Consider the following 13338-nt stretch of genomic DNA (forward strand, 5'->3'; position numbering starts at 1 on the left):
CCCCTCAGGCAGCCGCGCGCGTTTTGCCGCGAAGGAACCGCCAAAGGCCGAGGGCGAGGGCCGTAGCAATTCCGAGGGCGAGACCCAGAAAGGCGCCGCCGATCAGGAGAACCAGGGTACGAGGCGGCCAGCTTCGCGCATTCGGCGGCAGGGCGCGCGAGATGACGCGGACATTGGTTGTGTCGATCTGCTGGCGCTCGGTGATCTGCTGTGCGCGTGCCAGGTGCGTTTCGTAGATCGCCGCCTTGCTGCGCGCGTCGCGCTCGAGGTCGCGAAGCTGCACCTGGGCTTGATTATCGGTGAAGACGTTCGATTTTTCGTTGTCCGCCTTGCCGCGCAGCGTAGCGAGCGCCTTTCGCTCCCGATCGAAATCGGCCTTTGCGCGCTCCAGAATGCGGCGGGCTTCATCCTTCATCGCGGTTTCCAGCGTCGCACGCTCGGAGCGGGCGGCGACGAGCCGCGGATGCCGCTCTCCATAGGTAAGCTGCATTGATCCTATCTGCTGCTGCAAGGCATTATACTGCTGGCGCAGATCGGTCATGTTGGCCGACTCGAACACCGAAGCGCTGGCGGTCCGGCCCCCGGCAACGGCGGAGCTCATCTGCCTGTAGCGCGTTTCCGCCTGAATGAAGCGCTGCTGACCGTCCAGAACCTGCGTGTTGAGCTCGCTCGAAAGCTGATTGCTGACGAGCTCGCCATTGGTGGATTGCAGACCGTTCTGGCGGCGGAAGTCCTCAACCCTCCTTTCCGCCTCGGTGACGTTGCGGCGCAGTTCATCGAGGCGTGCGTTCAGGTTCTGCGCCACCCGGCCGGCACTCTCGGCGGACGACTGGAACAGTTCCGCCTCGAACGCCTCGACGATCGCGTCCGAAAGGGCGATGGCTTTGGCAGGCTCCTCGCTCCAGACCTTCAGGACCACGACGAAAGAGCGCTCCTCCCGGCGCGCTTCGACCCTCTCCGACAGGACGCGCATGGCCGCCAGTTCCTTGTCTGTCTTACCGTCCCGCGGGGCAAGCAGCGCCTTCAGCCAGTCCAGCAAGGTCGGCTTGACGAATTCCGGGTCTTCGGAAAGCCGCAGCTCGTCGATCACGCGCTGGAGCACATTGCGCGATGTCAGGATCCGGAGTTTGCTTTCGACCTCCAGCAATTGCGCGTCTCGCTGCGGATTGGTCGTGAAAACGTCGTCGCTTACGACGTTGAGATTGGAAGGGTCCACGACGAGGTCGGTGTAAACGGTGTATCGCGGCGTCGCCGTCACGGCATAAGCGAAAGCCGCGGCACCGGAGAGGAGGAGCGCGATGACGATCCAGCGGATCCCGTCGCGAAGCCAGACGATGATGTCGTTGATCCCGATGCTGCCTAAAAGGTGGAGTTGCGGGAAGAAATCGGCGGCGGACGCCGGCTCCTCAGGAGCGCGTGCGTTATGGCTCGGAGCCGGCAGATCCACGACACGGACGGAGGCGCCAACCTTCTCTAGAGTGCGCGCCTCTTCGGGAGGAGCAGTCTCTTCCGCCGAGGCCGGCACGAAGTCAAGCAACGAACCCCCAGCCGGGCGAAGGCGCTGAGAAGGCCTTCCATGGCGTAATCCCTGTCCCTCGGGCTCGCTGCGCCGATACATCCGCTTTTCCCCACACCCTTGTCGCCACCCATCTGCTTATTGCTTCATAAGCAGAATGCCCCACGCAGATTTAGTGCTTGCAGGGTGAATATTCGGTTAAGCGGCGTTTTCGGGTGGTAACCTCTGGGGCAGGGCTTCCTGCCACGCTGTTTTAAGGCCCTTGAAAAAACGGACAGGCTTCGCCGGCAACGGCGTTCGGATGCTGCAATCAACGATTAAGTTGCGATGTCGCTGATTTCGGCGACACCGGAGTTACCATCATCAATCCTGGGACCACCGGCCTTAAAAATCGGTCAGCAGCCGGCTCCAGGTCTCCGATGCGAGGCCGCCGATATAGATGTCGTTGCGTTCTGCCGCCTGCCGGAGTTCCGCATGACGGGTCACCAAACAGAAATAACCCCGGTGCCGGAAAGACAACCATCGCTGGCGCGATATCGCGTTCATCAGGAAAGGCTGAGCCATGCCGACAGCCAATGCATAGCCTTCCGCGTCAAGCCGCGCGAACATCGCCGCGGCGACATCGCGTTCACGCCCCTCCTCCGTGACCAGATTGAGCACCGTGGCGATGCCCGTCGGCTTGCGGAAAAAAAGAAATGCACCGATCGTGCGGCCGTCCGCCAGAACGACCTTTCGGCACTCTAGCGCCCCGAGGCTTCGGTTCATCGATGCAATGTGCACGAGCCAATCGAATTCGGATTTCGACCAGGCCGGCCGGATCGCGAAGCGTTCCAGCATGGGCATCGCACATTCCAGGAACTCCTCGACGCCGGCGGGCTCTATCCTGCAAGCGCCCTCGGCCTTCGGCCGCATCGAGGGCCGCAGCCGCCGCAGAGCGCGGTCGACCAGGCCAAGGATGCCGAGGAGAATAGGCGAGCCCACGACAGGGAGATGGCGGCTGGCAAGTATCGCCGCGGCCGTCAGGGGCAAAAACGAACGCTGCCATTCCAGGCTCTGGATCGGCAGAACGAGACCGCCTCCCGCCGCCCAATGGTCGGCACTTACCGGTGACGCGTTGTCGGAGAAGCACATGTCCTGGCGAGCCGCCCGCATGCTGCGCGCAAGACGAGCCGCTCCGACGGCTCCCGCCTTGCTCTCCGCCATGAAGGCGCAGAGAAGACGCGCCGTGATCGGGTGACCATTGACCATAAAGGCCATCGGCACCGATAGAATGGCGCTGTCTATGCCGCCGGCAGCATTCTCGTGCACGACGCTGCCGAGGTCGGGATGATATTGGGGGCTGCCGAAGAAGACCGTCTCTATATACCGGCCAAGATCGTCCCCGGGCGCGCGATCATGCCCTCGAAAAATTCTGTTGAACAGCCGTCCAACTGCAGGGACATCGCCGGGTGTCATGGGGCGGATGTTGCGGCGCGGCCCTGCACCGGCCGGAATATTCTCCGACGCGCGGATTTCCTCCACCTCGATCGTCATGCGCTGCCGCTCCCGAAGGTGATTGCCGCCTGGCGGTCGCGCCGCACAAAATGCAGGAACACGCTCCATGACGCGACGACCATCGCGATTTCGATGACATAAAAGGATATGAAAGTCCCGGCGGGCGGCGCGTACCAACTCGCCCATGCGGCGAGGCCGGTACCTGCGATGCTGCCGAAGCCCATAACGGCGGCGCGAGCGGCGTGATCGCCGGAGGCGCCGAGTGCCTCGACCGCGACCGACCACATGGCGAGCGGCACCACGACCCAGCAGAGTGTTCTGGCAAAGCCCACCAGCGAAAGATACTCCTTGCCGAAGAGATAAGGCAGGATCGGCGCCAGAACGAATACCGTGACGGCCGCAGCGAGACTGATCACGGTGGCTGCAGCGAGCACCCTGCGCACTCGCTGCAGTGCGTGGTGAAGTCCCGCCGCCGTGGCCCGCGCAGAGCCCGGATAAATGAGCCGGTTCAACGCCTCCACGGAAAGATAGCTGCTCTCCAATATGCGCCGGGCGACACTGTAGCTCGCAACGATCTCAGCCGTGGTGACGAGACTCAGCACGAGCAGATCGGCATTCTGGCGCAACGCACGCAGGATAAACGGAATGCTGAAATAGAGGCCCTGCGGGAGTTCCTCCCGCACGAGACGGTAGCTGGGCGCGCCGAGCAGCCGGACGGACCACATGCAACAGACCGCCACGAGGACGTGGCAGAGAAACTGCCAGACCGCCCAGGATGCGACGGTGGTCGCACCGAAGGCGATGCAGGCGAGTGCCGCCGCGACCGTTCGGGCCGCCGCAAAACCGACGACGACCTTGTTTGCAGAGGCAAAGTCCGTATGAGCGATAAATATCTGCTCCGTAAGGACAATAACCCGGACCAGAAGGATATTGGTGACCAGCATGAGCGTGATCACGGCGACGTTCGTCATACGATCTGGCGAAAGCGTAAAGAAGAACGGCAGGACCACCGCTCCCAGAAGCACCAGAGCCGCCCCGCTCCCCGACGTCAGGATGATATTGTGTCCGAGCATTTGCGGATAGATCGCACGGTCGCGTGCGACGCGCCGCACGAGGCACTCCATTGCTCCCAGCCCGCAGAGATGGACGGCAATGTTGGCGACGGCAGTGATGGCGACGAAGACGCTGAACTCGTGGACACCGAGCCAACGTGCGAGGATAGCGAAGGTGAGGAGCTGCGCCGCAGAGCCTAGTACCAGACTGCCGCCGGAGGCGACATAGGACATGAGCATCGGCAGGAATGGTTTGTATCCGCGCTGTTCCGTTACACCGTCCGTGGCCATCCGATCTGCCTGACTGTCCTGGAGCGGGATGAGGAAAAGTCCGCGCGGTCTTCCGCCCCCGTCCCGCGTCTCAACTTGTTGGAAGGCGCCCTCGCCGATTGCACCGCTCTAGCACACAGAAATGATTGGCCGGTTAACGTCAGCCGGGAGTGCTGCTCCCCTCGATCCGCCGCCGGGAGCCGCCTTCATTTCAGCTTCCGTTTACCTCGACGCGCTACTGTGCCCCGGAACGATCACCCACTCCGACAACCGAAGGAGCCTTCGTGCTGCAGGGCGACAATCATCTTGACGGCCGGACCGAGGGTCGCGCACCGCGGCTCGTGCATTTCATGGACATCGACCTCGAACTCGCACCGGGCGTGCTCGTGCCACGGGAGGAGACGGAACTGCTGGGGAGGACCGCCGCAGCAATCCTGCGCGAGGCGGCCCGGCCGGCGACCGTGGTCGACATGTGCTGCGGTTCCGGGAATCTCGCTTTGGGCATTGCCGCGGAGGTGCCGCTCGCACGCGTCTGGGGCGCCGATCTGACGGACAGCACGGTCGCGCTTGCACGGCGCAATGTCGAGCGCCTCGCGCTCGGCGATCGGGTCTTCGTCCGGCAGGGCGACCTCTTCGCCGCCCTGGCAGGAGAGGGCCTCGAGGAAGCCGTGGACATGATCGTCTGCAATCCGCCCTATATCTCGACATCCCGCCTCGAGAGCGACAGCGCGCATCTTCTCGCGAGCGAGCCGCGGGAGGCCTTCGACGGCGGCCCCTACGGCATATCCATCCATCAGCGGCTGATCCGCGAAGCCGTCGCCTTTCTCAAGCCCGGCGGTTGGCTCCTCTTCGAATTCGGAGAGGGACAGGATCGTCAGACCGCCGCCCTGCTTGCGCGGACGAAAGCCTATGACGCGGTTTCTTTCGCGACGGATGCGGCCGGCAAGCCGCGCGTGGCACGGGTACGCAGGCTGGCCGGCCCGACTGCCGCAGCGGACTGGGAAATCAGATGAGCCAGATCCGTTCGCTTGCAGCCGAGGACATCCCGGCTGTCGCGCGGCTCTTCCAGAAGGTCTTTCGCAACAGGGAAGAGGAGCCCCCGGCTGCGTTCGTCGCCTACCTGCGGCGGCTCTATGTCGATGCGCCCGGCACCGACCCGGACATCCGCCCGCTCGTGCACGTCAATGACGACGGCCGCGTATCGGGATTCGTCGGGGCGAACACTCTTCCGATGACCTATCGTGGCCGGCGGCTGCGCGCCGCTATCTGCGGCTCACTGATGGTCGAAGGCCGCGAAGGCGACCCGATGGCCGGCGCGCGGCTGCTGAAAGCTTTCCTTGCCGGACCGCAGGACCTCTCCTTCAGCGAAACCGCCAGCGAGGTTTCGACGCAGATGTGGACGAAGCTGCGGGGTATCGTGCTTCCACAATACAGTCTGGACTGGGTGCGCGTCATCCGCCCGGCATCCTTCGCCCTCGACCTCGTCGCGAGCAGGCTGCGCCCGGTCCGCGCGCTCGTGCCCTTGGCGCATGCATTCGACCGTCGCTATCGCGGCAAGATGGGGCGCGGCGAATTGCGCTGGTCTGGCGTGCCCGCGGCCGCAACCACCCAGGGATCGCTCCAGGTCGCCGAGATTGACCGACATGGCTTTGCCGAGCTCTTTGCACCGCTCACCAGACAGTTTGCCATACAGCCGGCCTGGGCCGAGAGCCAGCTCGAGCATATCCTCGAAGATGCTGAGAAGAAGCCGTTATTCGGCGAGCCGGTATTCGCGGCCCTGAAGACCCGGAGCGGTGCGCCCGTCGGCGCGTTTTTCTACCATCTCCAGCCCGGCGGAACAGCCCGCGTGCTCCAGGTCCTCGCTCTGTCGGGACAGGCGGGGCCGGTGCTCGATTGCCTGATAGAGCACGCGGCCGGCCGCGGTGCTGCGGCAGTTCGCGGCCGAACCCAGCCGGCCCTGCTGGAGGCCATGATGGGTCGCCGCATTGGCTTCGTCCATGCCGCCTCGACCGTCGTCCACTCCCGCGAGGAAGAACTCGTCGACGCCTTCCGCCACGCACAGGGCTTCATCAACGGGCTGGCCGGGGAACACTGGAGCCGGTTGATCGGCAGCCGGTTCGAGTGAACTCAGGCCTGGCCCTGCGCAATCAGCGGCGTCTGATAGACAACTATCCGCGCGTGATAGGGCACGCGCTTGTAAAGATCGATGACGTCCTGATTGACGAGGCGGACGCATCCCGACGATGTCGCCTTGCCGATCGAGTTCCACTCAGGCGTACCGTGCAGGCGATAGAGCGTGTCCCGCCCGTTCTGAAAGATGTAAAGCGCGCGCGCTCCCAAGGGGTTCTTGATGCCCGGCGCCATGCCGCCGTTCTCGACCGAATATTCCGCAAGCTCCGGCCTGCGGGCGATCATCTCGGCCGGCGGCTTCCAGCGCGGCCAGGCTTGGCGCCAATGGATGATTCCATCGCCCTCCCAGGCAAATCCCTCCCGGCCAATTCCCACTCCGTAGCGCATCGCCGTCCCGCCGGGCTCGACAAGATAAAGATAGCGCCCGGGCGTATCGACCACGACGGTTCCCGCCGGTTCGCCGGTCGGATCCGGTACACGCTGGCGAAGATATTTCGGATCCATTTGTCTGTAGGGAACGGCCGGGATCAGGTGCCCGCCATCTTCCACGGCTGCATACCGGGCTTCCAGTTCGGCATCGCCCGGCAACCCCAGCGGGCGGCTCACCAGACGCGGCACGGGAGCGCGCTCAGTCGCGGGCATCGACGTGGTACATCCCGCAAGGGCTGCGGTTGCGGACATCGCTCCGAGAAGGAACGTGCGCCTTTGTAATTGCATTTTGCTAAACATCTCAGCCAGGTAGGTGGAATGAGAAAGCGAAAATCGCCTGCCGACGGTTTAGCTGAGTCTCGCGGATTCCCAAACTCACCGTCGATCACATGTTCGATACCTGCGGCATCGAGCGGAGGATCGTGGGAGATGCAAAGGTGAAATGGTCGCAGATCGCTTCGTCAGGAATGCAACTGACGGTATCCCGCGGTGCTGTGGAGGGCGGCCAGCGGCGGCGCCGGCTGGCCGCAATAGACGGGATACAAGGTCGGCTCCGACAGAAGGAAGCCCTGCACATGCGTTGCTCCCGCCCTTTTTGCGACTTCGAATTGCGCGTAGGTCTCGACACCCTCCACGACCACCATCGGCGCAACGCAGGAAGCGAGCCCGACCAGATGATGGAGGAAGTCTTTCCCGCCGCGGCCGATGAAGAATGCGTCCAGTTTCACGATATCGACTGAAAAGGACAGCAGCGACTCTGGCGTCGAGTGTCCCGTTCCGAAACTGTCCAGGGCAATTTTGCAGCCCAGCGCGCGCACGCCCTCCAAGAACGCCACTGCAGTGGGCAAGGTCGCCAATGGCAGGCTCTCCGATATCTCGAGGACGAGGCGCGGAGCCATCTCGCGATTGCGCGAAAGCAGATCGTGAAACTCGGACCAGGCGTGCTCGTCGAAGATGTTTCCGGTAGAAATTTTGCAGCCAAGGACGTGCGACGGATTACACTCGAGCCATTCCAACGCGAGGCCGACCATGTAGCGATCGTATGACGCGACACGCCCCGACGCTTCGAGAAACGCAGTGAACTCGTCGCTTGTCCTGACCTCACCGTCGCGCTCCACGAGGCGGCCGAGGCATTGCGAATAAAACACTGCCCCCGCCTCGTCGATCGGATTGACCTGCTGTAGGGAAAAGCCCAGCCGGCCCTCCCGCATCGCCTGGGTCACGGCACCGACGACGTGGTTGAATCTTCTCAGGTGGTCCATGCCGTGACGTGCCCCGTTCCGCGTTATTCGGTCATGATGACTTCATCATCTGTCGTGTCGAGGAGATGTTCGCGGATCTGATCTATCTTTCCGACAGATGAGCCAACGCCGAGCGTCTCCTTCACGTCCTCGAGAGTGGCGTCCGTAACCTCGCCGCCATTCGTGAAGCTTGCGATGGCCTCGCGCAGCGCTTCGTCGCTGAGCGCCGGATCGGTCGGAATGACATCGGAGCCGAATTCGGCCTCGAACTCCGCATAGGCGATAGCATAGGCGGAGATCGCCGCCATCCGCGGATCGTTCGAATTCAGGTAAGCGTGATAGTTCCTGCCGAGAGAGCTCAGCTTTGCCATTTCGGCCTGAGGGTTTTTGGGCTTCGGCGTGGGAACAGCCTTTGCGATAGCGTTAGCCTTGGCCGCCTTAACCGCCTTGCCGGTCGTCGGACGTTCGGCCTTCTTGCCCTGCTTGAAGAGCCCCTGGAGGAAACGCGGCGTGCCAGCGCGTTCGCCGCCTGATTTGCCGGAATCCGCGCGGGCCTTTGTGTGGCTTCCGCTTTTGCCGTGGCTCCCCTGGCTTCCGCTCTTGCCATGGCCGCCACCATTGCCACCGCCACCGCCGTTGCCTCCGCCACCTCCATTGCCGCCACCATTACCATTGCCACCTTTGGCAAAGGCGATGTCCGACATTCCAGGCGCAACGCCCGCTAGAGGCGCTCCTGCAAGCGCCAGCGCAATGAGTCCTCTTCCGACGATTTTGGAAACAGGCATGGGGGCCTCCTATCTGATGCCGCGGCCGCAGCTGGCAGCCGACGTTCTCAACCAATTGATGAAGCGATAACGTGCAACTGGGGCGGGTTCCACGGTCCCGGGACCAATGCGTCGGTTGATAGGACTTAGGTCCGTGGGTGCAGACGTCAAAAGTCCAATTTGCGCTATGACCAAGGGTGGTAAGGCTGGCGCGCGTTGACCGACAGGCCGGAAATGCTAAGTTGACAGTGCAAAGCAACGCAGCAGTGCCGGCGACGAAATGAGCGGGCCATCGTGAGATTTCTCGTGCGCGCCGACGACCTCATCAGACGGTGGAACTCTCAGCCGCTGGCCAGGCAGTTCCTCATTATCGGCGGCTCGGTTGCCGCCGCGGCGATGCTTGTCGTCAGCGCCTTCGTGACGAGCCTGATTGAGGAAGCGGTCACGCGCAATTCCGCGGCAACCACGGCTCTTTATGTCGACAGCGTGATAGCGCCGCTTCTGCCGGACATGCAAACGACGCAGGTGCTGGACGATTCAGTCGCGCGGGCGCTCGACGAAACACTCGGCCAAGGCGCCCTGGGCGATCGGCTCGCCTCGTTTCGCCTCTGGCGCGCTGACGGAACCGTTCTCTATTCAAGCGAAAAGGCTATGGTCGGGCAGAAGTTTGAGCTCGGTCCGGAACTGACGACGGCGTTCGATGGCGACATGGTCGCCCGCTTCATGCCTCTGGACGAGGCCGATGGCGAGACGGAACGCCTTTCGAACAGCCCTCTGCTGGAAATATACAATCCCCTCCTCCAACCCTGGTCCGGAGAAGTCGTCGCCGTCTCGGAATTTCACGAAATCGCCGACGAATTCCAACAGAGCCTCAATCGGGCGCGGCTTCATACATGGCTTGCGGTTGCCGGCTTCACGCTTGCCTTTTTCATCGCCTTGTCGGCGATCGTGTTGCGCGGGAGCAGAACGATCGAGAAACAACGCCAGGCGCTCGGGCAGCGCGTCGAAGAGCTTTCCGCACTGCTTGCGCAGAACGAGGCGCTGCGGGGGCGCCTCCGTCAGGCATCCCAGCGAGCAACCGCGCTGAACGAGACGCTGTTGCGGCGGATCGGCGCCGACCTGCATGACGGCCCAGCACAACTCGTCGCCTATGCTTCGCTACGACTGGACAGCAACAAGCTTGTCAGCCCGTCGACGCCGGAGGACGTCCGCGAGCGCGAAATCGCCGCCATTAAGGGCAGCCTCGACGAGGCCATGAACGAGATCAGGACGCTTTGCAGCGGCCTCGTGCTGCCGCAGATAGAAACCGCCGGCCTGAGAGAAATCCTCGAGCGCTGCGTACGCGCTCATGAACAACGAACCGGGACGACCGTGGACTTATCGATGATCGGCCCGCCAATACGTCTTTCCGCATCGGCAAAAATCTGCATATACCGTTTCGTTCAGGAAGCGCTTAACAATGCCTATCGTCACGGCGGTGGCGTGGCTCAACGCGTGACGCAGAGCACGAACGGTGACAAGATTACCGTCGAGGTTGCAGATGGCGGGCCGGGCTTCGACCCCGGCGAGGTACAGCCGACGAGCCTCGGGCTCGCCGGCCTCAAGGGCCGGGTCGAGAGCCTCGGCGGAACATTCGAGATCAACGCCAACGCCCCCGGCACCATTGTCCGGATGGCACTCGGCCTTGAGGAGATGGAGCAGGCATGATGATGGGAATCCGAGTAGCCGTGATCGATGATCACCCCTTGTTCAGGGAGGGCGTGAGCCGTAGCCTGTCAGAAATCGACGGGTTTGAGATCGTCGCGGAAGGCGGCTCGCGGGACGAAGCGATCGCCATCGCGCGCAGCCACAATCCCGACGTCATGCTAATCGACATCTCCATGCCCGGCGGCGGCCTGAACGCCATTCCGGCAATTCTGACCGTCGCGCCTTCGCAGAAAATTGTGATGCTTACCGTTTCCGAGGCGAATGACGACGTCGCGGCAGCTCTCAAGGAAGGAGCGAAGGGGTATATCCTCAAGGGGATCGGCGCCAGGGCGCTAGCCGACGTCATCCGCACCGTCGCTTCGGGAGAGAGCTATGTCGCGCCCACGCTTTCCGCCAAGCTGCTGACCGGGCAGTTGCTCAATCCTGCACCGGCCAAGTCCAACCTCGTCGCGGAGCTGACGCGCCGCGAACAGGAGGTCCTGCATCTCGTCGCGTCCGGCATGAGCAACAAGCAGATCGCCCGCAAGCTCGATCTGCACGAGAAAACGGTGAAGCATCACATGACGCAGATCATGGCGAAGCTCAACGTCGCCAACCGGACAGAGGCGGCCATGGTGCTGCGCGATGCAGTCGACTGGCGTCCGGTCAGTCAATGAAGGCCCGGTCAGTCAATAAAGGACAGAAGCCGTCTCCTGTCGGCCGACGTTGCTCGCCGGTTGACGATCGTGCGCCCGCGTGAATCCTTCATGATGTAACGGGCGCCCTCGATCACTTCGCTGATGCCGTCGCGGTGACGAACGCGCAGGATCGAGCCGCCGCCTTCTACCGACGTAGCCGCTTTTCCGCTCGCACGGCCGGAATTCGAATTTCCGCCCGAGCCGCCGCCCCTGCCGTTTCCGTTTCCGCGGCCACCACCATTTCCGCCACCATTTCCCCCGCCGTTGCCGCCTCCTCGCCCGCCGCCGTTTCCGCCGCCGCCTCCGCGCCCGCCGCCACTACCGCCTCCCTTTGCGAGAGCGGCTTGCAACTCCAGTTCGATGTCCGAACCCGATAAGACGATTTTGTAAGGCGATAGCGCAACGGGAAGGCCGACCGAAACCCCGCATAGTGCTGCAAGAAAGTTCCGACGCGTGACCATCGCGCTCCTCCTGAAGAATTTTACCGGCATGCACCTGTTCGCGACCTCGCGCAACATTTTCACATCAGACCGGACCGTCGGCTACAGCGGCCGACACGACGTCAATTGATCAGGAAAGCCTGTGCATTTGCTTTCACCGACTATTGCCCCATCTTTGTTCACGGTCCGGTCCAGACGTCAACTGCAATCGGAGGGGGTCAGACGTTTCGCTTTCAGCGGTCGGACGATTGTCGGGCTTGATTCGGACCAAAGTCCGATAAAACGGTCCGTGCGGCGTTTCAAGGCGCGACATGCAGGGGGTGGGTCGCTTCGCCGATTTCGCGGCGAAGCGATCCAACTTCGAACAACACGCTTCGAACGGGAATCTGTTTCGTCCGTCTTTGAAGCGTCCATGTGCACGGCGGTGGTGCGATCCAAAGTTGCGGCCGGTTCAGGCCGCGCGCACGCCGGCCTTTATCGGGATTTCGATGTCGACTTCAAGCGTGGTGACGTGCTCGCCGCGCTCCATCGTAACATTCACCTTGTCGCGGTCGACCTGGACGTGCTTGGCAATGACGGCGAGAATCTCCTCCCGGAGTACCGCCACGAGGTCCGACTGGCCGACCGAAGCCCGCTCGTGCGCGAGCAGGACCTGCAGGCGTTCGCGCGCCGTCGGCGCGGAAGTCTGCTTGCTGAAAAAACGGAAAATGCTCATGCTGCCCTCCGTCCGAATATCTTACCCAGAAAGCCACGCTTTTCGCCAGGAATAGTCATAGGCACTGTTTCCCCTGCAAGACGGCGCGCCGCGTCGAGGTAGGCGAGCGCCGGAGCGCTGCGGCTGTCGGCAAGCGTCACCGGGGCACCGAGGTTGGAAGCCTTGAGAACGTCCATGCTCTCGGGAACGATGCCGATGAGCGGGATCGACAGGATTTCGAGGACATCATCGACCTTGAGCATGTCGCCGCGCTCGGCGCGGACGGCATCGTAGCGCGTCAGCAGCAGGTGCTTCTCAACCCGCTCTCCGCGCTCAGCCCTTTCGGTCTTTGCGTCGAGCAGGCCGATAATACGATCGGAGTCGCGGACGGAGGAAACTTCTGGATTGGTCACGATGACGGCGAGGTCGGCATGACGCATCGCGAGCGTCGCGCCGCGTTCAATGCCTGCCGGGCTGTCGCAGATGATCCAGTCGAAATGCTTCCTGAGCTCGGCCATGACCCGCTCGACGCCTTCCGGAGTCAGGCTGTCCTTGTCGCGGGTCTGCGATGCAGGCAGGAGGAAGAGGGTGTCGAGCCGCTTGTCGCGGATCAACGCCTGCGGCAGCTTTGCATCACCCTGGATCACGTTGACCAGGTCATAGACGACCCTGCGCTCAGCGCCCATCACCAGGTCGAGATTGCGCAGTCCGACGTCAAAATCGACGACGACGGTCTTTTCGTTGCGCTGCGCCAGCGCCGCGCCGAGTGCGGCAGTCGACGTTGTCTTGCCGACGCCGCCCTTGCCAGATGTAACCACAACTACTTTCGCCATCTTCCCGCTCCTGTTGTCAGAGCGGATGGAAAACTGTGAGCGGTTTTCCGCCCGCATCCCCGCTCTAATCTTTTAAAATCGAGCCCGCATA

At 62.9% G+C, this 13338-nt stretch carries 13 protein-coding genes; 4 read left to right on the forward strand and 9 right to left on the reverse strand.

The window, feature by feature from the left end; genetic code table 11:
* Window positions 1–4: 4 nt before the first annotated feature.
* The 3 genes from FB009_RS01215 to FB009_RS01225 all read right to left on the reverse strand — a co-directional run bounded on the left by FB009_RS01215 (window position 5) and on the right by FB009_RS01225 (window position 4353).
* The gene (locus FB009_RS01215; RefSeq protein ID WP_018209954.1) at window positions 5–1618 is read right to left on the reverse strand and encodes a GumC family protein; all 1614 of its coding nucleotides are present in this window, start codon (window positions 1616–1618) and stop codon (window positions 5–7) included.
* 282 nt (window positions 1619–1900) lie between these two features.
* The gene (locus FB009_RS01220; RefSeq protein WP_012061291.1) at window positions 1901–3049 is read right to left on the reverse strand and encodes a hypothetical protein; all 1149 of its coding nucleotides are present in this window, start codon (window positions 3047–3049) and stop codon (window positions 1901–1903) included.
* A complete protein-coding gene (locus FB009_RS01225) occupies window positions 3046–4353 on the reverse strand; it encodes a lipopolysaccharide biosynthesis protein (protein WP_012061290.1) in 1308 nt (435 codons plus the stop codon). The genes FB009_RS01220 and FB009_RS01225 overlap by 4 nt, the downstream gene beginning before the upstream one ends.
* 263 nt (window positions 4354–4616) lie before the next feature.
* Between FB009_RS01225 and FB009_RS01230 the strand changes: the two genes are divergently transcribed.
* Together FB009_RS01230 and FB009_RS01235 are read left to right on the forward strand one after the other, a co-directional pair.
* Window positions 4617–5345 carry a N5-glutamine methyltransferase family protein gene (locus tag FB009_RS01230; protein ID WP_024311180.1) on the forward strand — a complete coding sequence of 243 codons (729 nt, stop codon included), beginning with the start codon at window positions 4617–4619 and terminating at the stop codon, window positions 5343–5345.
* Window positions 5342–6457 (forward strand): GNAT family protein, encoded by a 1116-nt coding sequence (locus FB009_RS01235; RefSeq protein ID WP_012061288.1) that lies wholly within the window; start codon window positions 5342–5344, stop codon window positions 6455–6457. Before FB009_RS01230 ends, FB009_RS01235 begins: the two co-directional genes overlap by 4 nt.
* A 2-nt stretch (window positions 6458–6459) precedes the next feature.
* Here the strand turns inward: FB009_RS01235 and FB009_RS01240 are convergent, their stop codons facing one another.
* The 3 genes from FB009_RS01240 to FB009_RS01250 form a co-directional block, all read right to left on the reverse strand.
* The gene (locus FB009_RS01240) at window positions 6460–7191 is read right to left on the reverse strand and encodes a L,D-transpeptidase (RefSeq protein WP_012061287.1); all 732 of its coding nucleotides are present in this window, start codon (window positions 7189–7191) and stop codon (window positions 6460–6462) included.
* A 161-nt stretch (window positions 7192–7352) separates the two neighbouring features.
* Window positions 7353–8153, reverse strand: a complete 801-nt coding sequence (locus FB009_RS01245) for an EAL domain-containing protein (protein WP_012061286.1) — start codon at window positions 8151–8153, stop codon at window positions 7353–7355.
* A gap of 23 nt (window positions 8154–8176) precedes the next feature.
* Window positions 8177–8917: a hypothetical protein gene (locus FB009_RS01250; RefSeq protein WP_012061285.1), complete on the reverse strand. Its 741-nt coding sequence runs from the start codon at window positions 8915–8917 to the stop codon at window positions 8177–8179.
* Between the two features lie 273 nt (window positions 8918–9190).
* Between FB009_RS01250 and FB009_RS01255 the strand changes: the two genes are divergently transcribed.
* Window positions 9191–10603: a sensor histidine kinase gene (locus FB009_RS01255; RefSeq protein WP_024311179.1), complete on the forward strand. Its 1413-nt coding sequence runs from the start codon at window positions 9191–9193 to the stop codon at window positions 10601–10603.
* Complete coding sequence (locus tag FB009_RS01260; RefSeq protein ID WP_012061283.1) at window positions 10600–11259, forward strand: LuxR C-terminal-related transcriptional regulator; 660 nt, start codon at window positions 10600–10602, stop codon at window positions 11257–11259. Before FB009_RS01255 ends, FB009_RS01260 begins: the two co-directional genes overlap by 4 nt.
* Window positions 11260–11267: 8 nt before the next feature.
* Here the strand turns inward: FB009_RS01260 and FB009_RS01265 are convergent, their stop codons facing one another.
* The 3 genes from FB009_RS01265 to minD form a co-directional block, all read right to left on the reverse strand.
* Window positions 11268–11741: a hypothetical protein gene (locus tag FB009_RS01265; RefSeq protein WP_012061282.1), complete on the reverse strand. Its 474-nt coding sequence runs from the start codon at window positions 11739–11741 to the stop codon at window positions 11268–11270.
* Window positions 11742–12171: 430 nt separating this feature from the next.
* A complete protein-coding gene (gene minE, locus FB009_RS01270) occupies window positions 12172–12435 on the reverse strand; it encodes a cell division topological specificity factor MinE (RefSeq protein WP_012061281.1) in 264 nt (87 codons plus the stop codon).
* Window positions 12432–13247, reverse strand: a complete 816-nt coding sequence (gene minD, locus FB009_RS01275; protein ID WP_012061280.1) for a septum site-determining protein MinD — start codon at window positions 13245–13247, stop codon at window positions 12432–12434. Before minD ends, minE begins: the two co-directional genes overlap by 4 nt.
* Between the last annotated feature and the right edge of the window lie 91 nt (window positions 13248–13338).

The organism is Sinorhizobium medicae, assembly GCF_007827695.1.
GTDB lineage: Bacteria > Pseudomonadota > Alphaproteobacteria > Rhizobiales > Rhizobiaceae > Sinorhizobium > Sinorhizobium medicae.